Annotated in this window: 19 protein-coding genes; 16 read left to right on the forward strand and 3 right to left on the reverse strand. The window is 71.9% G+C overall.

What is annotated here, in order from left to right; genetic code table 11:
• Positions 1 to 6 precede the first annotated feature (6 nt).
• Positions 7 to 1056 (reverse strand): RNA polymerase subunit sigma-70, encoded by a 1050-nt coding sequence (locus OG780_RS25650; protein WP_328451912.1) that lies wholly within the window; start codon positions 1054 to 1056, stop codon positions 7 to 9.
• Positions 1057 to 1232: 176 nt separating this feature from the next.
• Between OG780_RS25650 and OG780_RS25655 the strand changes: the two genes are divergently transcribed.
• From OG780_RS25655 to OG780_RS25665, 3 genes are all read left to right on the forward strand, one after another.
• Positions 1233 to 1634, forward strand: coding sequence for an SgcJ/EcaC family oxidoreductase (locus OG780_RS25655; protein WP_328451914.1), 402 nt, complete (start codon positions 1233 to 1235; stop codon positions 1632 to 1634).
• A 268-nt stretch (positions 1635 to 1902) separates the two neighbouring features.
• Entirely contained in the window at positions 1903 to 3282 is a 1380-nt protein-coding gene (locus OG780_RS25660; RefSeq protein WP_328451916.1) for a nitrate/nitrite transporter, read from the forward strand.
• 124 nt (positions 3283 to 3406) lie between these two features.
• Entirely contained in the window at positions 3407 to 4558 is a 1152-nt protein-coding gene (locus OG780_RS25665) for a uroporphyrinogen-III synthase (protein ID WP_328451919.1), read from the forward strand.
• On the opposite strand, the gene OG780_RS25670 is transcribed toward OG780_RS25665, so the two are convergent.
• The gene (locus OG780_RS25670) at positions 4507 to 5061 is read right to left on the reverse strand and encodes an anthrone oxygenase family protein (RefSeq protein ID WP_328451921.1); all 555 of its coding nucleotides are present in this window, start codon (positions 5059 to 5061) and stop codon (positions 4507 to 4509) included. The two genes, OG780_RS25665 and OG780_RS25670, sit on opposite strands and share 52 nt — an antisense overlap.
• Positions 5062 to 5268: 207 nt before the next feature.
• On the opposite strand from OG780_RS25670, the gene OG780_RS25675 reads away from it, so the two are divergent.
• The 6 genes from OG780_RS25675 (at position 5269) to OG780_RS25700 (ending at position 12460) form a co-directional block, all read left to right on the forward strand.
• Positions 5269 to 5856, forward strand: coding sequence for a CGNR zinc finger domain-containing protein (locus OG780_RS25675; RefSeq protein ID WP_328451923.1), 588 nt, complete (start codon positions 5269 to 5271; stop codon positions 5854 to 5856).
• A 225-nt stretch (positions 5857 to 6081) separates the two neighbouring features.
• Positions 6082 to 6612 (forward strand): sigma-70 family RNA polymerase sigma factor, encoded by a 531-nt coding sequence (locus OG780_RS25680; RefSeq protein WP_037619265.1) that lies wholly within the window; start codon positions 6082 to 6084, stop codon positions 6610 to 6612.
• A gap of 38 nt (positions 6613 to 6650) precedes the next feature.
• On the forward strand, positions 6651 to 7436 hold the full coding sequence (locus OG780_RS25685) for an anti-sigma factor family protein (protein WP_328451925.1): 786 nt from the start codon (positions 6651 to 6653) through the stop codon (positions 7434 to 7436).
• An 85-nt stretch (positions 7437 to 7521) separates the two neighbouring features.
• The gene (locus OG780_RS25690) at positions 7522 to 9912 is read left to right on the forward strand and encodes a HelD family protein (RefSeq protein ID WP_328451927.1); all 2391 of its coding nucleotides are present in this window, start codon (positions 7522 to 7524) and stop codon (positions 9910 to 9912) included.
• Between the two features lie 458 nt (positions 9913 to 10370).
• Positions 10371 to 11804: an NAD-dependent malic enzyme gene (locus tag OG780_RS25695; protein ID WP_328451929.1), complete on the forward strand. Its 1434-nt coding sequence runs from the start codon at positions 10371 to 10373 to the stop codon at positions 11802 to 11804.
• Between the two features lie 374 nt (positions 11805 to 12178).
• Positions 12179 to 12460, forward strand: a complete 282-nt coding sequence (locus OG780_RS25700) for an HU family DNA-binding protein (protein ID WP_037619258.1) — start codon at positions 12179 to 12181, stop codon at positions 12458 to 12460.
• A gap of 319 nt (positions 12461 to 12779) precedes the next feature.
• Here the strand turns inward: OG780_RS25700 and murA are convergent, their stop codons facing one another.
• Positions 12780 to 14120: a UDP-N-acetylglucosamine 1-carboxyvinyltransferase gene (murA, locus tag OG780_RS25705; RefSeq protein ID WP_328451931.1), complete on the reverse strand. Its 1341-nt coding sequence runs from the start codon at positions 14118 to 14120 to the stop codon at positions 12780 to 12782.
• A 281-nt stretch (positions 14121 to 14401) separates the two neighbouring features.
• Between murA and OG780_RS25710 the strand changes: the two genes are divergently transcribed.
• The 7 genes from OG780_RS25710 (at position 14402) to OG780_RS25740 (ending at position 23307) form a co-directional block, all read left to right on the forward strand.
• Entirely contained in the window at positions 14402 to 14974 is a 573-nt protein-coding gene (locus tag OG780_RS25710; RefSeq protein ID WP_328451933.1) for a YqgE/AlgH family protein, read from the forward strand.
• Between the two features lie 85 nt (positions 14975 to 15059).
• On the forward strand, positions 15060 to 15356 hold the full coding sequence (locus OG780_RS25715) for a DUF3039 domain-containing protein (RefSeq protein ID WP_103554931.1): 297 nt from the start codon (positions 15060 to 15062) through the stop codon (positions 15354 to 15356).
• Between the two features lie 1168 nt (positions 15357 to 16524).
• A complete protein-coding gene (locus tag OG780_RS25720) occupies positions 16525 to 18183 on the forward strand; it encodes a beta-N-acetylhexosaminidase (protein WP_443062207.1) in 1659 nt (552 codons plus the stop codon).
• 291 nt (positions 18184 to 18474) lie between these two features.
• Positions 18475 to 19368 carry an FAD binding domain-containing protein gene (locus OG780_RS25725; RefSeq protein WP_328451940.1) on the forward strand — a complete coding sequence of 298 codons (894 nt, stop codon included), beginning with the start codon at positions 18475 to 18477 and terminating at the stop codon, positions 19366 to 19368.
• Positions 19365 to 20822 (forward strand): 2Fe-2S iron-sulfur cluster-binding protein, encoded by a 1458-nt coding sequence (locus OG780_RS25730; RefSeq protein WP_328451942.1) that lies wholly within the window; start codon positions 19365 to 19367, stop codon positions 20820 to 20822. Before OG780_RS25725 ends, OG780_RS25730 begins: the two co-directional genes overlap by 4 nt.
• On the forward strand, positions 20819 to 23125 hold the full coding sequence (locus OG780_RS25735) for a xanthine dehydrogenase family protein molybdopterin-binding subunit (protein WP_328451944.1): 2307 nt from the start codon (positions 20819 to 20821) through the stop codon (positions 23123 to 23125). Before OG780_RS25730 ends, OG780_RS25735 begins: the two co-directional genes overlap by 4 nt.
• Positions 23122 to 23307, forward strand: a complete 186-nt coding sequence (locus OG780_RS25740) for a hypothetical protein (RefSeq protein ID WP_328451946.1) — start codon at positions 23122 to 23124, stop codon at positions 23305 to 23307. The genes OG780_RS25735 and OG780_RS25740 overlap by 4 nt, the downstream gene beginning before the upstream one ends.
• The last annotated feature ends 82 nt before the right edge of the window (positions 23308 to 23389 follow it).

The raw sequence follows: 23389 nt of genomic DNA on the forward strand, positions 1-23389 counted from the left end.
GCGCGGCTATCCCTCCCACGCCTCCGCCAGCCCGAACGCCGTGAAGACCGTCGGGAGTTGGAAGACCACCGTGTGGCTCACCGCGCCGTGGTCCGCCGTGAAGACCTGGAGGGTGTGCAGGCGGTGGGTGTCGTCGCCGGGGGCGCGGACGTAGGCCGCCAGCGCGGGCTGGCCGTTCGCCGTGGTGGGGCGCAGGCGCCAGTCCGTGCCGCGCATCGCGAAGACGCGGGCGATGAAGGCGACATAGGCGTCCGGGCCGACGTACCAGTTGAGCACCGGGGGCATCTCCAGGACGACGTCCTGGGTGAGCAGGGCGCGCAGGGCGTCGAGGTCGGCGTCCTCGAAGGCGCGCAGATAGCGGTCGATCACCGCGCGCTGCTCCTGGTCCGATGGTTCCGTCACCTCGTCCTCCGTCAGACCGGCCTCGCCGAGTCGTGCGCGGGCCCGTTGGAGCGCGCTGTTCACGGAGGCCGTCGACGCGCCGAGGGCTTCGGCCACCTCGCTCGCCGGCCAGGCCAGTACGTCACGCAGGATGAGGACGGCCCGCTGGCGTGGGGGCAGCAACTGCAGCGCGGCGATCAGCGCGAGGCGCAGACTGCCCCGGGCGACGACCACGCCCGCGGGATCCCCGGCCGCGGCCCCGGCGCCGAGGACGGGCCCGGTCGCGCCCCGGTCCGGAAACGGTTCGAGCCACGGCACCTCCGCCCCCAGAGCCATCGGCGCGCCCGGATCCTCCAGCGCGCCCACCAGGCCCGACGGCAGGGGTCTGCGGGTGCGGCCGCGCAGCGCGGTCAGGCATCTGTTGGTGGCGATGCGGTACAGCCAGGTGCGCAGGGACGCGCGGCCGGCGTCGTAACGGTCGTACGCGAGCCAGGCCCGGAGCATCGTCTCCTGCACCAGATCCTCGGCCTCGTGCACCGAGCCGAGCATCCGGTAGCAGTGGGTCAGCAGCTCGCGGCGATAGGGCGCCGTCCGCCTCTCGAAGTCGTCGCGCCCGTCGTTCCCGTCGAAGCCCTCGCCGTTCCCGTCGAATCGCCCGTCGTCACGCGTCTCCATGGTCTGCTCCTCGGCCGTGTCGGCGGTCCGGCTCCACGGGGCCCTGCTCGTCGAGCCCCGTCCGTCACCGGTACCTACCTCCGAACCCGCCCGGACTCATCGTCCCGGCACCGATGACTTCCGGGTGGCGCGGAAGTACATACCGGCGTCGAACCCGTTCGAGGGAAGGAACCATCATGACCAGCACCACCACCGACGACATCCAGGACATCCGCAGCGTCCTCGACCGTCTCTACTCCGCGTGGGCCGACTACGACGCCGACGCCTTCGCCGCTCTCTACACGGAGGACGCGACCGTCGTGATGCCGGGCGTCTTCAACGACGGGCGGGAGGAGATCCGCGCCTACATCGCGGCCGCGTTCGAGGGACCGCTGAAGGGATCCCGGCCGCTCGACGAGCCCCGGCGGATCCGCTTCCCGCGCCCCGGCACCGCCGTCGTGGTCAGCGAGGCCGGGATTCTCCTGGCCGGGGAGAGCGAGGTGCCCGCCGGCCGGCAGCACCGGGCGACCTGGGTGCTCGTCCGCGATCCCGCCGACGCGACCTGGGCCATCACCTCGTACCACAACGCGGCCGTCTGACGGACCCGGACGAGCCCGCCGTACGCCCGACGAGCCCGCCGTACGCCCTCGCCCGCCCGGCAGGCGAGCACGCCGTAGGAACCCGCCCGGCGGTCGAGCCCGCCGTACGAACCTCACCCGGTCCCCGGCCCGTCCTCACCGCCGGGTCCGGGGCCGGGTGAGAGCAACGTTCCCTTCAGGTCACTCACAGCCACAGCGCGGAAACGAGCCCTCCCTACCTTCGGGAAACAGCAGGCCAGTAAGCCCGGAGAACCAATGGAGGCGTGACATGACTGCCCCAGCCACGAGTACGGCCCCCGCGCGGGGCGGTCGCTGGATCGAGGAGTGGGATCCGGAGGACGAGGTCTTCTGGGCGGAGAAGGGCGAGAAGGTCGCCCGGCGCAACCTGCTCTTCTCCGTGCTGTCCGAGCACATCGGGTTCTCCGTCTGGACCATGTGGTCGGTGCTGGTCCTGTTCATGGGACCCGAGTACGGGCTCACCCCGGCCGACAAGTTCCTGCTCACCTCGATGGTGACGCTGGTCGGCGCGGTGGTGCGGGTCCCCTACACCTTCGCCGTCGCGCTCTTCGGCGGCCGGAACTGGACGATCGTGTCCGCGACGCTGCTGCTCGTGCCGACCGTCGCCGCGTTCGTCGTGATGGAGCCGGGCACCTCGTTCGACACGTTCCTCGTGGTGGGTCTGCTGGCCGGTGTCGGCGGCGGCAACTTCGCCTCCAGCATGACCAACATCAACGCCTTCTTCCCGCTGCGGAAGAAGGGCTGGGCGCTCGGCCTCAACGCGGGCGGCGGCAACATCGGCGTCCCCGTCATCCAGCTCGTGGCGCTCGCCATCATCGGGGCGAGCGGCGGGCCCCGGCTGCTCCTCGGGATCTACATCCCGCTCATCGTCGTGGCCGCCGTCCTCGCCGGCCTCTTCATGGACAACATCGCCTCCGTGAAGAACGACACCGGCGCCGCCCTGGACGCCGCGAAGGACGCGCACACCTGGATCATGTCGTTCCTCTACATCGGCACCTTCGGGTCGTTCATCGGCTACGCCTTCGCGTTCGGACAGGTGCTCCAGGTCCAGTTCGGGCGTACACCGCTCCAGGCCGCCTACCTCACCTTCATCGGCCCGCTGCTCGGTTCGCTGATCCGGCCCGTCGGCGGCCGGCTCGCCGACCGCTACGGCGGCGCCAGGATCACGCTCTGGAACTTCGTCGCCATGGCCGCGGCGACCGGCGTCCTGGTCTACGCCAGCAGTGAGAAGTCGCTGCCGCTCTTCGTCTCGGTCTTCGTGGTGCTCTTCGTGCTCAGCGGGCTCGGCAACGGCTCGACGTACAAGATGATCCCCGGCATCTTCCAGAGGAAGGCCCTGGAAGCGGGGCTCGAAGGGGAAGAGGCCGCCCGCCACGGACGGCGCCTGTCCGGCGCGGCCATGGGGCTCATCGGTGCCGTGGGCGCGCTCGGCGGTGTCGGCATCAACCTCGCCTTCCGCCAGTCGTTCCTCGACTCCGGCTCCGGCACCGGCGCCTTCGTCACGTTCCTCGTCTTCTACGCGGCGGCCTTCGCGGTCACCTGGGTCGTATACCTTCGCCGCCCGGCCGCCCCGGCCCGGGCGAGTGCCACCGCCGAGGCGAAGGCCCAGCTCAGCTACGCCGAGGTGTGACGTAACACGCCCGACATCACCTTGATCCGAGCCTGTCACGGTCCGTTGACAGGCTCGGATCCGCCACGACGTACGACACAGCATTGACCCGTACGACGACTCGACGAGCGCGAGACGAGACCGCATGCACGACGAACAGCAGCGACCCGAGCACGGTCCACTCTCCGGATTCACCGTGGGGGTGACCGCCGCGCGCCGGGCAGACGAACTGGGCGCGCTGCTCCAGCGGCGCGGGGCCACCGTCGTGCACGCGCCGGCCCTGCGGATCGTGCCCCTCGCCGACGACGGCGAACTGCTCACCGCGACGAAGGAGTTGGTCGACCACGCGCCGGACGTGGTGGTGGCCACCACCGCCATCGGATTCCGCGGCTGGGTCGAGGCCGCCGACGGCTGGGGCATGGGCGAGGAACTGCTGGAGCGGCTGCGGAGCGTGGAACTGCTCGCCCGGGGGCCCAAGGTCAAGGGCGCGGTCCGGGCCCAGGGGCTGACCGAGGAGTGGTCGCCGTCCTCCGAGTCGATGGCCGAGGTGCTCGACCGGCTGCTCGAAGAAGGGGTGGACGGCCGCCGTATCGCCGTACAGCTGCACGGCGAACCGCTGCCCGGATTCGTCGAGTCGCTGCGGGCCGCCGGTGCCGAGGTCGTCCTCGTGCCCGTGTACCGGTGGATGCCGCCGGAGGACATCGGCCCGGTCGACCGGCTGCTCGACGCGGCCCTCACCCGCGGCCTGGACGCGATCACCTTCACCAGCGCCCCCGCCGCGGCCTCCCTGCTCTCCAGGGCCGAGGAACGGGGCCTGCGCGCGGAGTTCCTCGCCACGCTGCACCACGACGTCCTGCCCGCCTGCGTCGGCCCGGTCACCGCGCTGCCGTTGCAGGCCCTCGGCATCGACACCGTTCAGCCCGGACGCTTCCGCCTCGGTCCACTCGTGCAGCTCCTCTGCCAGGAGCTGCCCGGCCGGGCACGGGTGTTGCCCGTCGCCGGGCGCCAAGTGGAGATCCGGGGGCACGCCGTGCTGGTGGACGGGTCGCTGCGGCCCGTCCCGCCCGCCGGGATGTCGCTGCTGCGGGCCCTCGCGCGGCGGCCCGGCTGGGTGGTGGCGCGGGCCGAACTGCTGCGCGCGCTGCCGGGATCCGGCCGCGACGAGCACGCCGTGGAGACGGCGATGGCCCGGCTGCGTACGGCACTCGGCGCGCCCAAGCTGATCCAGACGGTCGTCAAGCGGGGCTACCGCCTCGCGCTCGACCCGGCCGCGGACGCCAAGTACGCCGACGCCTGAGGCCGCCGGCGCAGCAGCAGGGCACGGGCGAGGCAGGCGAGCGCCAGCGTCGACAGCAGTGCCCGTACGACGTTCCACGCCACCCACGGGTCCTCGAACCGGTCGCGCACCGCGGCCGGATCGGCGATCCGGCCGGGGGCGCCCGCGTCCGCGAGACCGTTGTTGAGCGGGACGTTGACGGCCACGGTGACCACGAACGCGAGCGCGTACGCGGCGAGCGCGGCCAGCACCCACCACCTCTCCGGCGCGCCGCGCGACTGCCGGGCGGCGACCGCCGTCAGCACCGGCGCGCCCAGGAAACCCAGGAAGAAGACGGGGTTCTGGATGACCTCGTCGATGTTCTGCATGACCTCGATGAAGACGCGGTCGTCGCTGCGTGCCAGCGCCGGCATCACCGCGCAGGCGAAGACGTAGAAGGCCCCGGCGACCAGACCCGTCGCCACCGTGGCCGCACCCAGTACCCCCGCGGCGGCGTCACGCCGCTCCGTGCTGTTGTCCGTCATGTCCCTCAGTCAACCGGCGGTCCGGAGCGGGTGACATGGCCGAGGAGCGCGGCCGCATACGCGGGCGTCCACGACGCGCCGCGGACCCCGTCCGGTGCGCGCCGGGTACGCATCCGGTACGGGACCGGTGCCGAGTCTTCCGGCGGGGCGCTGGGGGAGGCACTGTAGGGGTACCACGGCAGGTGACCCCAAGGCGGTGACAGGCGCATGGCATCGGGCATGGCCACAGCCTCGTACGAGCTGCGGTTCGACTCCGGGCGTATCTGCCTGGACCTGACGGCGACCACCCATCCCGACGAACGCCTCGACTCGGCCGCCCGGTTGAGCGCCTGGGTCGTCGCCTCCGGGCTGGTACCCGCCGGCACCGCGCTGGCCGCCGCGGACGCCTCGTGGCTGCTCGGCTTCCAGGAACTGCGCGGACATATCGCCCAGTTGGTACGCGGAGAGCTGGACGGGCGGCCCGCGGACGGCGCGCTCGCCCGCGTCAACGCCGTTGCCCTCGCGGCCCCGCCCGCCCCCTGGGCCGTCCGTGCCGCCGACGGCTCACTGTGCCGGGGGCTGAATGCCCCGCCCCGCTGCTGTGAACTTCTTTCCCTGGTGGCCCGGGACGCCCTCGATCTGCTCACCGACCCGGACGCGCGTGCGAGTCTGAGACAGTGTGAGGGTGACAACTGCCCGATCGTCTATCTGGACACCTCGCGCGGCCGACGCCGCCGTTGGTGCTCCAGTGAGGTGTGCGGCAATCGGGAGCGAGTGGCCCGGCACCGGCGCCGGGCGGCTCTGGCCCGCGCCTGATCACATCCGTCAGTGATGTACCAGTGACGTTAGGTGATCGGTATGCATTCTTTTCGCTGTCTACACATCTTCACCAGAAAAAATCCTGAACACTTTGAACACTCGCGTACCGGCACACGTACCCGGTGATGAGCGACCGACTGGGGGAACCCCCGGACACCGGAGGTAGGCGTGCGCAAGGATTCAGCCGTGGCTGATGAACACAGGCCAAGGGCCCGACATCGCATGTCTCAGCAGTCCTCGTCGACCGAACCCGACGAGGAGCTGATGCGTGCGTTGTACCGGGAACACGCGGGGCCCCTGCTGGCCTACGTGCTGCGCCTGGTGGCCGGAGACCGGCAGCGCGCCGAGGACGTCGTACAGGAAACACTCATCCGTGCCTGGAAGAACGCCGGCCAGCTCAATCGAGCGACCGGTTCGGTACGCCCCTGGCTGGTGACGGTCGCCCGACGCATCGTCATCGACGGCCACCGCAGTCGGCAGGCCCGGCCGCAGGAGGTCGACCCGTCGCCGCTGGAGGTCATCCCCGCGGAGGACGAGATCGACAAGGCGTTGTGGCTGATGACACTGTCGGACGCGCTGGACGACCTGACCCCTGCTCACAGGGAAGTATTGGTCGAAACATACTTCAAAGGGCGTACCGTCAATGAGGCGGCCGAAACGCTCGGCATTCCCAGCGGCACTGTGCGCTCACGGGTTTTCTACGCCCTGCGGTCGATGAAGCTTGCGCTGGAGGAGCGGGGGGTGACGGCATGAACACGTACGGGGGTTACGGAACAGGTGGTCCGGGAGCCATGCAAGGTCCACGAGGACAGCAAGGGTCCGGGGACAACATTCACGAGACTGTCGGCGCCTACGCGCTCGGCATCCTCGACGACGCCGAGGCGACGGCCTTCGAGGAGCATCTCGCCTCCTGCGAGTGGTGCGCCCAGCAGCTCGACGAGCTCGCCGGGATGGAACCGATGCTCGCGGCACTCGCCGACCTGCCCGCCTCGCAGGGCAGCCCGGCCATCGCGGAGTCCCTCTCGGCCCGCCCGAGCCCACGGCTCGCGGAGCGGCTGGTGGACGAGGTCTCGGCACGCCGTGCCCAGAAGCGCCGGCGCGGCATGTACCTGGTGGCGGCCGCGGCCGCGCTGATCATCGGTGGCCCGCTGACCGTCATGGCGGTCAACGGAGGCAACGACAGCGGCGCGACCCCGCCGCTGGCGCACTCCACCAGCCCGGCCAAGGCCGCCTTCGAGGTCATGACCGACAAGTCGTCGGCCACGGACGCGAAGACCAAGGTCAACGCCGTCGTCGCGATCGAGCCGAAGGACTGGGGCACCCACGCGGTCCTCCAGCTCAAGAACGTCACGGGTCCCGAGAAGTGCTCCCTGATCGCCGTCGGCAAGAACGGCGAGCGCGAGACGGTGACCTCCTGGTCGGTCCCGGAGTGGGGTTACGGCACTCCCAACGCCAAGACCGAGGAGGCCAAGCAGCCCCTCTACGTCCACGGCGGCGCGGCCTTCGAGCCGAACCAGATCGACCACTTCGAGGTCATGACCTTCAGTGGGAAGCGTCTCGTCGAGGTGAAGGCGTGAGCGGACTCCGGGCGCGGACGTAGCCCGGCGGGCCTCCCTTCGCGTACGGTTGACGGCTGCCCAGCACGTCAGAAGGGGGCGCCCGGTGGCCGCTCAGGCTCAGCAGGAAACCGCGCTCGGCTCGGTCCGTACATCCGTACAGAATGACTCCGTCAAGGACGACTCCGTACGGGACCTTGAGATCGCTGTCGAACAGGAACATCTGGACCGGGTCTACCGGCGCCTCGAGGAGAAGATCCACGAGGCCGAGTTCCTCATGCACGACGCCGCCCAGCGCGGTCACGTCGGCACACCGGGGGCGCTCGCCGAGCGCGACGCCCAGGTGTTCCGCGCGGGAATCCACCTCAACCGTCTCAACAACGAGTTCGAGGACTTCCTCTTCGGTCGGATCGACCTGCTCCGCGGGAAGGACGGCGTGAAGGGGCCCGACGGCGCCTACACCGCCGTGGAACCCGCCGACGGCGCGGTCCGCGAGGACAACACCGCCGACATCGCGGAGACGCTCCACATCGGCCGTATCGGCGTCCTGGACGCCGACTACGCGCCGCTGGTGATCGACTGGCGGGCGCCCGCCGCGGCCCCGTTCTACCGCTCCACCCCGGTCGACCCCGGCCGGGTCGTACGCCGCCGGGTCATCCGCTCCAAGGGCCGCAGGGTCCTCGGGGTCGAGGACGACCTGATGCGCCCGCAGGTGAAGGCCTCCCTCGACGGCCGTGAGCTGCCGGTCATCGGCGACGGCGCGCTCATGGCCGCGCTCGGGCAGGCCCGCAGCCACACCATGCGCGACATCGTGGCGTCCATCCAGGCCGAGCAGGACATGGTGATCCGCGCGCCCGCCGCGTCCGTGACCTATGTCGAGGGCGGACCCGGCACCGGCAAGACGGCGGTGGCCCTGCACCGGGCCGCCTATCTCCTCTACCAGGACCGCCGCCGGTACGCGGGCGGCATCCTGATCGTCTCGCCGACCCCGCTGCTCGTCGCCTACACCGAGGGCGTGCTGCCCTCGCTCGGCGAGGAGGGGCAGGTCGCGATCCGCGCGATCGGTTCGCTCGTCGACGGCGTGGGCGCCACGCTGTACGACTCACCGGCGGTGGCCCGGGCCAAGGGCTCGTACCGGATGCTGAGGGTGCTGCGGAAGGCGGCGCGCGGGGCGCTGGAGGCACCGGCCGGCGTCTCCAGGGGGAATTCCGGCCATCTCGCCCTCGGGGAGCCGGACGAGGCCCCCACGGGTCCCCCCACCCGGCTGCGGGTCGTCGCCTTCGGGCGCCGTATCGAGCTGGAGTCCGCCGAGCTGGACCGCATCAAGAACAACGCGCTCGGCGGGACCGCGCCGGTCAACCTGCTGCGGCCGCGTGCCCGCAGACTGCTGCTCGACGCGCTGTGGGCGCGGTCGGGTGCCGGGACCCGGCACTCGGACCCGGCGCTGTCCGCCGAGCTGCGGTCGTCGTTCGACGAGGACGTCACCTCCGAGGACAGTTTCCTGGCGTTCCTGGACGCCTGGTGGCCGGAGCTGACCCCGCGCGGGGTGCTGGCCGCCATGGCCGACGAGCGGCGGCTCGGGCGCTGGGCGCGTCGGATCCTCAACCCCGGTGAGGTCCGCCGGGTGGCCCGCTCGCTCAAGCGGGACGGGTTCTCCGTGCACGACGTGGCGATGCTCGACGAGCTGGAGGCGATCGTCGGGGCACCCGCCCGGCCCAGGAAGCGCCGCGATCCGGACCCGCTGGACCACCTCACCGGTCTGGAGGAGCTCATGCCCCACCGCGAGGAGACGCAGCGCGAACGCGCCGAGCGGCTGGCGCTGGAGCGGACCGAGTACGCGCACGTCATCGTCGACGAGGCGCAGGACCTCACGCCCATGCAGTGGCGGATGGTCGGCCGGCGCGGACGCCACGCCACCTGGACGGTCGTGGGCGACCCCGCCCAGTCCTCGTGGTCCGACCCCGACGAGGCGGCGGAGGCCCGTGACGAGGCGCTCGGCACCCGCCCCCGGCGCCGCTTCACGCTCACCGTCAACTACCGCAACCCGGCGGAGATCGCGGAGCTGGCCGCCAAGGTCCTCGCCCTCGCCATGCCGGGCTCCGAGTCGCCGTCCGCCGTACGGTCCACTGGCGTCGAGCCCCGGTTCGCCGTCGTACGGGACTCCCTCGCGCAGACCGTGCGCGCCGAGGCCGCCCATCTCCTCGACCGGGTCGACGGCACCGTGGGCGTCGTCGTCGCCATGAACCGGCGCGAGGAGGCCGCCCGCTGGCTCGCCGGGCTCGGGGACCGCGTGGTGGCCCTGGGAAGCCTGGAGGCCAAGGGCCTGGAGTACGACGCGACGGTGGTCGTGTCGCCCGCGGAGATCGCCGACGAGTCGCCCGCCGGACTGCGTGTCCTGTACGTCGCCCTGACCCGGGCCACGCAGCAGCTCACCGTCGTCTCCAGCGACCGCGACGAACCCGACGCGAACGGGGTCCCCGACCTCCTGCGGGACTGACGTGCTCCGCGTCACCCGCCCGGAGCACGGGCACCCGCCCCCGTCGGCCCCGCTTCCCGTCCCGGCCGAAAAGAACTCCCGGGACGGGAATTGCTCTACGGGAATCCTTTGTTACCTTTGACGTGACACCGGCCCGATCCAAGCCCCCGGGCCCAACCTTCGTCGCTACGAGCGACCACTTGCCGCGAGGCGAGCATGGCGGGTCGGTGTCATTGACCGTCGTCCTTCACCGAAGGACCTGAAGAGGCCCACGTCACCCCGTGACGTGGGCCTCTTTCGTCACCCGGCCCGCTCTCACCGGGCGGACCTCTCTCTCGTAAAGTGGAATCGGCTTTCCGAAGACGCGACCTCTGGTGAACAAAACGTCCGCAATCCGGGGCGACTACCGCGTACTCAGGGGTAGGTGCGACGATCGGACGGCACAAGCAGTGACTCGGTGAAAGCAGAGGAAGTCGGCCATGGCAACGGCGCCCAGCGTCTCCTACTCGATGACGGTCCGGCTGGAGGTGCCCGCGAGCGGAACCGCGGTCTCCCAGCTCACCACGGCCGTGGAGTCCAGCGGAGGCTCGGTGACCGGCCTCGACGTGACCGCGTCCGGCCACGAGAAGCTCCGGATCGACGTCACCATCGCGGCGAGCTCCACCTCGCACGCCGACGAGATCGTCGAGCAGCTCCGGCAGATCGAGGGCGTGACCCTCGGCAAGGTCTCCGACCGTACGTTCCTCATGCACCTCGGCGGCAAGATCGAGATGCAGTCCAAGCACCCGATCCGCAACCGTGACGACCTCTCCATGATCTACACCCCGGGTGTGGCCCGGGTGTGCATGGCGATCGCCGAGAACCCCGAGGACGCCCGCCGCCTCACCATCAAGCGCAATTCCGTTGCGGTCGTGACGGACGGCTCCGCGGTGCTGGGCCTCGGCAACATCGGCCCGATGGCCGCGCTGCCCGTCATGGAGGGCAAGGCGGCCCTCTTCAAGCGGTTCGCCGGCATCGACGCCTGGCCGCTGTGTCTGGACACCCAGGACACCGACGCGATCGTCGAGATCGTGAAGGCGATCGCCCCCGGCTTCGCGGGCATCAACCTGGAGGACATCTCCGCGCCGCGCTGCTTCGAGATCGAGGCCCGGCTGCGCGAGGCCCTCGACATCCCCGTCTTCCACGACGACCAGCACGGCACGGCCATCGTCGTCCTCGCCGCCCTGACCAACGCACTTCGCGTCGCGGGCAAGGCGATCGGCGACATCCGGGTCGTCATGTCGGGTGCGGGAGCGGCCGGTACGGCCATCCTCAAGCTGCTGATCGCCGCCGGTGTGAAGCACGCCGTCGTCGCCGACATCCACGGTGTCGTGCACGCCGACCGCGCCGACCTCGTCGACGCCGCCGCGGACTCGCCGCTGCGCTGGATCGCCGACAACACCAACCTCGAAGGCCTCACGGGCACGTTGAAGGAGGCCGTGCGCGACGCCGACGTGTTCATCGGTGTCTCGGCCCCGAACGTGATCGACGGCGCCGACGTGGCCTCGATGGCGGAGAAGTCCATCGTGTTCGCGCTCGCGAACCCCGACCCCGAGGTCGACCCGGCAATCGCCCGTCAGACGGCGGCAGTTGTGGCCACCGGCCGCTCCGACTTCCCCAACCAGATCAACAACGTGCTGGTGTTCCCGGGTGTCTTCCGTGGCCTCCTGGACGCCCAGTCGCGTACCGTCAACACGGACATGATGCTGGCCGCCGCGGCCGCGCTCGCGAGCGTGGTGACCGAGGACGAGCTCAACCCGAACTACATCATCCCCAGCGTCTTCAACGACAAGGTCGCGGGCGCGGTCGCCGGAGCGGTGCGTGACGCTGCGAAGGCGGCGGGGGCGGCCGACGCGGCCAACACGAGCGTGTAGCACGGGTCGAGCCGGGCCGCGCGCCCGTGCCGTACACGGCGATGTCCCGTCTGTGACGGGCGCCACGACCGCCCGGAACCCGGCGCGTCGCGGAACGCGGGGCCCGTGGCCGCCTCTAGGGTGGCGGCCAGGTTCAGGCCTCGCAGGGGCCTCTTCGTGTGACCCCCAAGGGTGTTCGTGTGACTCCCAGGGGTGCCGGATTGGCTTTCCCGCCGCAGGTGGGGGCAGGATGCGTCTTCGGGCGCGACGGTCTGGCCACGGACCCGGGTCCGGGAGCCGACCGAGGACCCTGGCAGCATCGGCTTCACTGTGCCCGATATGCGGCTCCGCCGCCTGGCACGCCTCAACAGCAAGAAGAACACGGGAGTAACAACATGAACCGCAGTGAGCTGGTGGCCGCGCTGGCCGACCGCGCCGAGGTGACCCGCAAGGACGCCGACGCCGTTCTGGCCGCTTTCGCCGAGACCGTCGGCGAGATCGTCGCCAAGGGCGACGAGAAGGTGACCATCCCCGGCTTCCTGACCTTCGAGCGCACCCACCGTGCCGCTCGCACCGCGCGCAACCCGCAGACCGGCGACCCGATCCAGATCCCGGCCGGCTTCAGCGTGAAGGTCTCCGCGGGCAGCAAGCTCAAGGAAGCCGCCAAGGGCAACTAGTCCTGGCGCCGGTACGTTCCCCTCGGACGCGGGACGCGGGACGCGTACAAGGCCGGCAACGACGATGGGGCGGCCCCTTTCAGGGGGGCCGCCCCATCGTCGTACGCGGATCGGTCCGCCGCGTGCCGGCCGAGCGCCTTGCCCGGCGCCGCCTCGGTTCCTGGCTCAGTGCCTTGCCCGGCGGTTCGACCTTCGCGCCGAGCTCCACGAGCTTCTCCATGCTGTGCCTACCCGGGGGCTGTGACATCAGCGGCTTCGCCGCGGGCCCCCGGACCCCCAGCCGGAAGACGCTGCCGGCGCCGGAGCGGAGAGGCTCGGGTCAGCCCAGTGCCTTGCCCGGCAGCTCGACCTTCGCGCCGAGCTCCATGAGCTTCTCCATGAAGTTCTCGTAGCCGCGGTTGATGAGCTCGATGCCGTGGACGCGGGACGTGCCCTGCGCCGCCAGCGCCGCGATCAGGTACGAGAAGCCGCCGCGCAGGTCGGGGATGACCAGGTCGGCGCCCTGGAGCTTCGTCGGGCCCGAAACGACCGCGGAGTGCAGGAAGTTGCGCTGGCCGAAGCGGCAGACGGAGCCGCCGAGGCACTCGCGGTAGAGCTGGATGTGCGCGCCCATCTGGTTCAGCGCGGACGTGAAGCCCAGCCGGGACTCGTACACCGTCTCGTGGATGATCGACAGGCCGGTGGCCTGCGTCAGGGCCACGACCAGCGGCTGCTGCCAGTCGGTCTGGAAGCCGGGGTGGACGTCCGTCTCCAGCGCGATGGACTTGAGCTGCGAGCCCGGGTGCCAGAAGCGGATGCCCTCGTCGTCGATCTCGAAGGCACCGCCCACCTTGCGGTAGGTGTTCAGGAACGTCATCATCGACCGCTGCTGAGCGCCGCGGACGTAGATGTTGCCCTCGGTCGCCAGCGCCGCGGAAGCCCAGGAGGCGGCCTCCAGGCGGTCCGGGAGCGCCGCGTGGGTGTAACCGCCGAGCGAGTCCACACCGGTGATGCGGATCGTCCGGTCGGTGTCCATCGCGATGATGGCGCCCATCTTCTGAAGGACGCAGATCAGGTCCTCGATCTCCGGCTCCACGGCCGCGTTCGAGAGCTCCGTGACACCCTCCGCGAGGACCGCGGTCAGCAGCACCTGCTCGGTCGCGCCCACGGACGGGTACGGAAGCTGGATCTTGGTGCCGCGCAGCCGCTGCGGGGCCTCCAGGTACTGGCCGTCCTCCCGCTTCTCGATCTTCGCGCCGAACTGCCGCAGCACCTCGAAGTGGAAGTCGATCGGCCGGCCGCCGATGTCGCAGCCGCCGAGACCCGGGATGAACGCGTGGCCCAGCCGGTGCAGCAGCGGGCCGCAGAAGAGGATCGGGATGCGCGACGAGCCCGCGTGGGCGTCGATGTCGGCGACGTTCGCGCTCTCGACGTGCGAGGGGTCGAGGATCAGCTCACCGGGCTCCTCACCCGGACGGACGGTCACACCATGCAACTGCAGCAGCCCGCGTACGACACGGACGTCGCGGATGTCGGGGACATTGCGCAGCCGGCTCGGCCCGCTGCCCAGCAGGGCGGCGACCATGGCCTTCGGTACGAGGTTCTTCGCACCGCGGACACGGATCTCGCCCTCAAGCGGGGTTCCGCCATGGACAAGCAGGACATCGTCGTTGACGGTCATGTATCTCGCGTTCCGATGAGTTGGGCAGGCATGGGTCGTCGGCAGGCCGGTCGTACGGGAGCCGAACAGCAAGGGTAATGGCCGTCCGCCCCGGCGCAGGAAGCCCGAGGAGGACTCAGCTCGGTCATAGCTTGGCCACAACACGAGCCGTTCCTCGCCGGGCACACGGGGTCACCGTCGCGGGTGTGCGCGGGCAACGCTTCGTTGCGCCCTGAGCTGCGTTCACTCCCGTACGCGCATTGGCTCCCCACATGAAGGGAATGTGCGGGATCATGTCTGGCATGACCGAGGTGTCCTCGCTCACAGGGCGGCTGCTCGTGGCCACGCCCGCCCTGGCGGACCCGAACTTCGACCGTGCGGTGGTGCTGCTCCTCGACCACGACGAGGAGGGCTCCCTCGGTGTCGTCCTCAACCGCCCGACCCCGGTGGGTGTCGGCGACATCCTGGAGAACTGGGCCGGTCTGGCCGGGGAACCGGGTGTCGTCTTCCAGGGCGGCCCCGTCTCGCTGGACTCCGCGCTGGGGGTGGCGGTCATCCCGGGCGGCATGGCGGGGGAGCGCGCGCCCCTCGGCTGGCGGCGGGTGCACGGCGCGATCGGTCTGGTGGACCTGGAGGCCCCGCCCGAGCTTCTCGCCTCGGCGCTCGGCTCCCTGCGCATCTTCGCCGGGTACGCGGGCTGGGGACCGGGCCAGCTGGAGAACGAACTGGTCGACGGCGCCTGGTACGTCGTCGAGTCCGAGCCCGGTGACGTCTCCTCCCCGTCGCCGGAGCGTCTGTGGCGCGAGGTCCTGCGCCGCCAGCGCAGCGAACTGGCGATGGTCGCCACCTACCCCGACGACCCCTCCCTCAACTGACCGGCGCGCCGGCCCCGAGCCGTGCGCCGACGGCGCGCGCCCCTTCCCTCAACTGATGGGCGCGAGCCCCAGTACCCTTGGTTTCATGAGCACTCTTGAGCCTGAGACCCAGCCCCAGCGAGGCACGGGGACGGGGACCCTCGTAGAGCCGACGCCGCAGGTGTCGCACGGTGACGGGGACCACGAGCGCTTCGCCCATTACGTCCAGAAGGACAAGATCATGGCGAGCGCGCTGGACGGCACGCCCGTGGTGGCGTTGTGCGGCAAGGTGTGGGTGCCGGGCCGCGACCCGAAGAAGTACCCCGTGTGTCCCATGTGCAAGGAGATCTTCGAGTCCATGGGCGCCGGCGGCGACCAGGGCAAGGGCGGCGACAAGAAGTAGCGCCGGGGCTCCGCCCCCGGCGCGGTGCACGCCGCGCAGACCGACCACGGCCGCGACGCCCCCGGCGAGGGGCGCCGCGGCCGTGTCGTGTCCGGGTTCCGGGAGCGTGCCGCGGGCGCGGGCCGGGCTGTGCCGTGCGCGGGGCCCGGCTGTGTCGTCTCCAGGTGGGGTTGTGTCACGTCCGGGGCGGGCGGTTTTTCACAGTGTCCCGTGATCACAGAGTGGTGTAGACCTCTTGTGGGCGGGTCTCGGAACTCCTTAGCCTCCGGAGTGTTGTGCGATGCGAAACCGTCATTGCGCACAACGCAACGCGCTCCGGAGGGCATCGATGAAGTCCAGTACCCCCTCGCCGGCGTGGCCGGGACGGTGACCGCCTCCCTGCCGGGCGGCGCCCGACGCCCTCCGGCGGGCCGGCGGCGCAGGGTCCGCCGCGTCCCCGCCCCGGAGACCGCGGCCCCGCGGATCCTTCCCGCGTGTCACGCGTCACGGCGTCACGGGGCGGCGGGAATTCGCCCGCCGGTTCTTCGGACGGCTTCTCACGGCGGCCCGCGTCGCGGTCGACCCCGCGCTCATCGGATTCTTTCCGGCGGCCCTGCGGGAATGATTCCGCCGTCGATTCCGGGCCACCTCGCCGATCATGTTCCCGGCCGCCCGGACGATGTCCGCCGAGGTTCCGGCGAACCCGGCTTCCGCTTCCCGCGGGACTCCGGCCGGCCGAACACGACGAGTTCGAGGACCCTGCCGTGCGCGGCCTGCCCGCGGCCCTTCGCGACCCCGATGCCACGCGGTTTCACCGAGGCCGTCGGGGATGCGCGGAAGGCGGCCGCGAACCCGCCGGAGCGCGCCGCACGCGATTTCTCCGGCGGCTCCCTTTCGTGGCCGCCTTCCCCTGTCCCGCGGCCGCCGGGACGTTTTCCGGCGCACGCCGGCAGTGAAGGGTTCGCGTTCCCCGGTCCCTTCTCCCCGGCGCCGTCGCGCGCGGTCCGCGCGGATGTCCTCGCCCGCGGAGCGCGAGCCGGAGAGCCCGACCGGACGGTATGGCGGCCGTCACCCCGGTGATGCTCATCGCCGTCTCCACGGTGATGAGCATTCACCAGCCGATCTTCTTCGTACGCGAACCCCGGAGACCCGTCTCCGGCCCCTGTGGCGGAAATGGACTGAAGGACGGATGGACATGATGGATACGGGCCTGATTCCCGCGCCGCTCGTCGTCGACGGCGCCGCGCACGGGCGGTTCACACTGGACGCGGACACCGTCCTGTGGGCCGCGCCCGGCACGGACACCACCGGACGCTGGCTCGGCTCGACGCTCGGCGCCGCACTCGGACTGCCCCTGCGACCTGGGCCCCAGGACGCTCCGCGCGCCGTACGTCTGCTCCTCGACGGCACCCTGGGGCCGGAGGCGTACCGGCTCGCCGTCGGCGGCGAGGGTGTCGAGATCCGCGGCGGCGACGCGGCCGGGGTCTTCTGGGGCGCCCAGACACTGCGTCAGCTGCTCGGTCCCGACGCTTTCCGCCGGGCCCCGGTCCGTCCGCGGACGGCGTACGAAATCGAGTACGGCACCATCGAGGACGCGCCCCGATTCCGCTGGCGCGGCCTGATGCTCGACGTCGCCCGGCACTTCATGCCCAAGGAAGGCGTCCTGCGCTACCTCGATCTGCTGGCCGCGCACAAACTCAACGTCTTCCACTTCCATCTCACCGACGATCAGGGGTGGCGTGTTCAGATCAATCGCTACCCGAAGCTGACGGAGATCGGTTCCTGGCGGGCGCGCACCAAATTCGGCCACCGGGCCTCGCCGTTGTGGGAGGAGAAGCCGCACGGAGGCTTCTACACCCAGGACGACATCCGGGAGATCGTCGCGTACGCGGCCGAGCGGCATATCGCCGTCGTCCCCGAAATCGACATCCCCGGCCACTCGCAGGCGGCCATCGCCGCGTATCCGGAACTGGGCAACACCGACGTCATCGACACGACCTCCCTGACCGTCTGGGACGACTGGGGCGTCTCCAAAAACGTACTCGCCCCCACCGACAACACCCTGCGCTTCTACGAGGGGGTCTTCGAGGAACTCCTCGACCTGTTCCCGGCGGACCCCGCCCGCTTCCCGGAGTTCTCCGGTTTCTTCCACATCGGGGGCGACGAGTGCGCCAAGGACCAGTGGAAGCAGTCGGCCACGGCACAGGCGCGCATCAGGGAACTCGGGCTCGCCGACGAGGACGGGCTGCAGGCCTGGTTCATCCGGCACTTCGACGACTGGCTGTCCGCGCGAGGACGTCGGCTGATCGGCTGGGACGAGATCCTGGAGGGCGGTCTCGCGCCGGGCGCCGCGGTGTCGTCGTGGCGCGGCTACCAGGGCGGCGTCACGGCCGCGCGCGCGGGCCACGACGTGGTCATGTGCCCCGAGCAGCACGTGTACCTGGACTACCGTCAGGCCGCGGGCGAGGACGAACCGGTGCCGATCGCCTATGTGCGCACCCTGGAGGACGTCTACCGCTTCGAGCCCGTTCCGCCGCAGCTCACCGAGGCGGAGGCGCGGCACGTGCTGGGCACGCAGGCCAACCTGTGGACCGAGGTGCTGGAGGACCACACGCGCGTGGACTACCAGGCGTTCCCGAGGCTCGCCGCCTTCGCCGAGGTCGCCTGGAGCCGTCTGCCGGCCCCCGCGGAACGGGACTTCGCCGCCTTCGAGCGGCGGATGAACGCCCACTACGGGCGGCTCGACGCCCTCGGCGTGGCCTACCGCGCACCCTCGGGTCCACGGCCGTGGCAGCGGCGGCCGGGGGTGCTCGGACGCCCGATCGAGGGGGCGCCCCCGAACGTGTGAGACCGCTCACGGTCGCCCGGCTCCGTCCGCGGTGCCCCGGAGCCTTTGCACCGCAAGGAAAAAAGGCCCCCAAGGGTCACCGAAGAGTGATAATCGGCTCCCACCGGTGATGCCGTGCGAAAACAGGCCACATCCCTGGTGAGACGGGCGAATGCCTCCTAGCGGACCCCCGCGTCGAGGGCCCGGGAAGATGTGCCAGAGTTGCCACGTCCGCCCTGTCAGCACGTACCGTACGGCAGCACAGGTGGGACCAGGTGGGACCAGGTGGGGCAGCGGGAAGGGGCAACCGGTTTGACCACGCACGCACCGCAGACGGCGAAGGCCGTGACGCTGCCCGTCTCGCTGGACGAGGCGGTGGCGGCACTGTCCGCCATGCCCACGGCCGTTCCGGTGGCAGGCGGCACGGACCTCATGGCCGCGGTCAACTCCGGGCAGCTCAGGCCGGCCGCGCTCGTCGGCCTCGGCCGGATCACCGAGATCCGCGGCTGGCAGTACCAGGACGGCCACGCGCTGCTCGGCGCGGGCCTCACGCACGCCCGCATGGGCCGCCCCGACTTCGCCGCCCTGATCCCGGCGCTCGCGGCCGCCGCGCGGGCGGCCGGACCGCCGCAGATCCGCAACGCGGGCACCCTCGGCGGAAACGTCGCCTCGGCCGCCCCCACGGGGGACGCGCTGCCCGTACTGGCCGCCCTCGAAGCCACGCTGATCATCGCGGGGCCGGGCGGAGCCCGCCGCGAGATCCCCGTGTCGCACCTGCTCGCCGGCGTGGACATGCTCCGCGGCGGAGAGCTCATCGGCTACGTGCGTGTGCCGCTGCTGCACGCCCCGCAGGTCTTCCTGAAGGCCACCGGCCGCACCGGACCCGGGCGCGCCATCGCCTCCGTGGCGGTCGTCCTCGACCCGGCCCGGCGCGGTGTCCGCTGCGCCGTCGGCGCCATAGCGCCCATGCCGCTGCGACCGCTGGACGCCGAGGCCTGGGTGGCCCAGCTCATCGACTGGGACAACAACCGCGCGATCGTCCCGGAGGCGCTGACCGCTTTCGGCGAGTACGTGGCCGCGGCCTGCATCCCGGACCCCGTCCCCGCCGAGGACGGAACCCTCACACCGCTTCCGCCCGCCGTACTGCACCTGCGACGCACCGTCGCCGCGCTGGCCCGACGAGCACTTGGAAGGGCACTGTCGTGACCGACGACCAGCACGAACAGGGCGCGTCGCGCGGCGGGAGCCGCTGGGACCCGCTGCCCCAGGGCGACTACGACGACGGGGCCACCGCCTTCGTCAAACTCCCCGAGGGGGGCATAGAGGCCCTCCTCGCCGCCCGGGAGCCGCTCGCCGCGCCCGGACACGGCTATGTGCCCCCGCAGATCAACGTGACCCCCGCCCCGCCCGCGGCGGCGGACCCGGACGCCGGCGGAACCTGGGCCGGTCAGGGCGGCAACACGCAGTGGCCGGATCCCGGCGCCGCGCAGCCGCGGGGCGGCGCCCACGACGACCGGTTCGCGTACCACCCCGGGTCCACCGGGCAGTGGCAGTTCGAGGACGGTGCGGGACAGGGCCGGTCGCAGGACCCCGGACACGACGTGACCGGGCAGTGGTCCATCCCCCTGGCCGCAGGCGACCTCCCGGACGAATCGGGCGAGTTCACCACGTCGGCGCTCGTCGAGCAGTGGGGCGGCACACCGCCCGCCACGCTCCCCGGCGGCGCGGCCGCGCCCTGGGTCGGCGAGATCGGGCAGCCCTGGACCGCCGACACGCACGAAGCGGCCGCTGAGGCCCTCGCCGGGCCCGCGGGGCAGTCGGGGGCCGAATCGCCCGCGCAGGCCGCCCAGGGGCCCGCGCAGCCCGCCCGCGAGGCCGCCGAGTCCGCCGCCGGCCCCGGGCCGGTGACCGCGGGGACACACGGGGTGGCCGAGCCGCATCCGGCGCACGAGGCCGCCGTGACGGACGGCGAGACGCCGGACGAGGACCTCCCGGCCCAGGCCGGACACGACGATCACCCCCTCGCCTCCTACGTCCTGCGCGTCAACGGCGCCGACCGGCCGGTCACGGACGCCTGGGTCGGCGAGTCGCTGCTCTACGTCCTGCGCGAGCGGCTCGGCCTCGCGGGCGCCAAGGACGGCTGCTCGCAGGGCGAGTGCGGCGCCTGCAACGTCCAGGTGGACGGGCGGCTCGTGGCGTCCTGCCTGGTGCCCGGAGTCACCGCCGCCGGCAGCGAGGTGCGCACCGTCGAGGGCCTGGCCGCCGACGGGCAGTCCTCCGACGTCCAGCGGGCGCTGGCCAAGTGCGGTGCCGTGCAGTGCGGTTTCTGCGTCCCGGGCATGGCGATGACCCTGCACGACCTGCTGGAGGGCAACCCCGCGCCGACCGAGCTGGAGACCCGCCAGGCCCTCTGCGGCAACCTGTGCCGCTGCTCCGGCTACCGCGGTGTCCTGGACGCCGTGCGCGAGGTCGTCGCCGAACGCGAGGCGCACTCCGCCGCCGCGGCCGAGGCCGCCCCCGAGACGGACACGGCCCGCATCCCGCACCAGGCCGGACCCGGCGCCGGCGGTATCCACCCGTCCGCGTACGAGGACGGCGCCGCCTACGGTTCACCGGCACAGCACGAACAGCCGTACGGCCAGGACGGAGGCCAGGCGTGACCAACCAAGCCGCGACCGCGACACCGGAGGCGCCCGAGACGGGCCCCGAGCCCCTGCCGCACGGGCTGGGCGTCTCGCTGCCCGCCGCCGAGGACCGCGCCAAGACCGAGGGCACGTTCCCCTACGCCGCCGACCTGTGGGCCGAGGGCCTGTTGTGGGCCGCCGTGCTCCGCTCGCCGCACCCGCACGCCCGCATCGTGTCCATCGACACCAGCCACGCGCGGGAGATGCCCGGCGTACGCGCCGTCATCACCCACGAGGACGTGCCCGGCACCCCGCTGCACGGCCGCGGCAGAGCCGACCGTCCGGTGTTCGCCTCCGACGTCGTACGTCACCACGGTGAGCCCATCGCGGCCGTCGCCGCCGACCACCCGGACACCGCGCGGATGGCCGCCGCCGCCGTCATCGTCGAGTACGAGATCCTCGAACCGGTCACCGACCCGGAGCACGCCTTCGAGGCCGAACCGCTGCACCCCGACGGCAACCTGATCCGGCACATCCCGCTGCGCCACGGCGACCCGGACGCCGTCGGCGAGGTCGTCGTCGAGGGCCAGTACCGCATCGGCCGCCAGGACCCCGCCCCCATCGGCGCCGAGGCCGGACTCGCCGTGCCCCGCCCCGACGGCGGCGTCGAGCTCTACATCGCCTCTACCGACCCGCACAGCGACCGCGACGCGGCCGCCGCCTGCTACGGCCTCGAACCCGCGCGCGTGAAGGTCGTCGTCACGGGTGTCCCCGGAGCCACCGCCGACCGCGAGGACCAGGGCTTCCAGCTCGCGCTCGGCCTGCTCGCCCTGGCGACCGGCTGCCCGGTGAAACTCACCGCCACGCGCGAGGAGTCCTTCCTCGGCCACTCCCACCGGCACCCGACCCTGCTGCGCTACCGGCACCACGCCGACGCCGAGGGCAACCTGGTCAAGGTCGAGGCGCAGATCCTGCTCGACGCGGGCGCCTACGCCGACACCTCCGGCGAGTCGCTGGCCGCCGCGGTCTCCTTCGCCTGCGGCCCGTACGTCGTCCCGAACGCCTTCATCGAGGGCTGGGCCGTCCGCACCAACAACCCGCCCTCGGGCCATGTGCGCGGCGAGGGCGCCCTCCAGGTCTGCGCCGCCTACGAGGCCCAGATGGACAAGCTGGCGAAGAAGCTCGGCGTCGATCCGGCCGAACTGCGCCTGCGCAACGTCATGGCCACCGGCGACGTCCTGCCGACCGGCCAGACGGTGACCTGCCCGGCGCCCGTCGCCGAACTGCTCCAGGCCGTACGCGACTACCCGCTGCCGGCCCTCCCCAAGGACACGCCCGAGGACGAGTGGCTGCTGCCCGGCGGCCCCGAGGGCGCGGGCGAACCCGGTGCCGTGCGCCGTGGTGTCGGCTACGGACTCGGCATGGTGCACATGCTCGGCGCCGAGGGCGCCGACGAGGTCTCGACGGCCACCGTGAAGGTCCACGACGGCGTCGCCACCGTGCTCTGCGCGGCCGTGGAGACCGGCCAGGGCTTCACCACACTGGCCCGCCAGATCGTCCAGGAGACCCTCGGCATCGACGAGGTGCACGTGGCCCCGGTCGACACCGACCAGCCGCCGGCCGGTCCGAGCTGCCGGGGCCGGCACACCTGGGTGTCCGGCGGAGCGGTGGAGCGCGCGGCCAAGATGGTCCGCACCCAGTTGCTCCAGCCCCTGGCGCACAAGTTCGGCATGTCCACCGAGCTGCTCCAGATCACCGACGGCAAGATCACGTCGTACGACGGGGTCCTGTCGACCACGGTCACCGAGGCGATGGACGGCAAGGAGCTGTGGGCGACCGCGCAGTGCCGCCCGCACCCGACCGAACCGCTGGACGAGGCCGGCCAGGGCGACGCCTTCGTGGGCCTCGCCTTCTGCGCCATCCGCGCGGTGGTCGACGTCGACATCGAGCTGGGCTCGGTACGGGTCGTGGAGCTGGCGCTCGCCCAGGACGTCGGCCGGATCCTCAACCCGGCACAGCTCAGGGCCCGCATCGAGGCGGGCGTCACCCAGGGCGTGGGCGCCGCGCTGACCGAGAACCTGCGGACCAACCGCGGCCTGGTCCGTCACCCCGACCTCACCGGCTACGCCCTGCCGACCGCCCTGGACACGCCCGAGATCCGCATCGTCAAGCTGGTCGAGGAGCGCGACGTCGTCGCACCCTTCGGCGCCAAGGCGGTCAGCGCGGTGCCGGTCGTGACCTCGCCGGCGGCCATCGCCTCCGCCGTACGGGCGGCCACCGGCCGGCCCGTCAACCGTCTGCCGATCCGCCCGCAGGCGGCCGTGGTGACGACCTCGTGACCGAGCGGGAGGAGCCGTCCGGCGAACCCTCGCCGGACGGCTCCGCCCCGCCGTTCTCCGGCGCCGAGACCGGGCAGCCGCGGTACGAACCCCCGCCCGGCGTGGGGAAACTGCTGGTCTGGGTGCTGCTGTTCGTGCTGGCGGCCGTGGTCGTCGTCCTGGGCGGCGTCTACCTCACCTGACGCCCGCCGCGGCACCTGAGCGGACGGTTCCGCATCCGCGCACGGCCCTTTCCGGCGCGTCTCTGGCGTTGTCAGTGGGGCG

The organism is Streptomyces sp. NBC_00386 (assembly GCF_036063235.1).
Classification (GTDB): Bacteria; Actinomycetota; Actinomycetes; order Streptomycetales; family Streptomycetaceae; genus Streptomyces.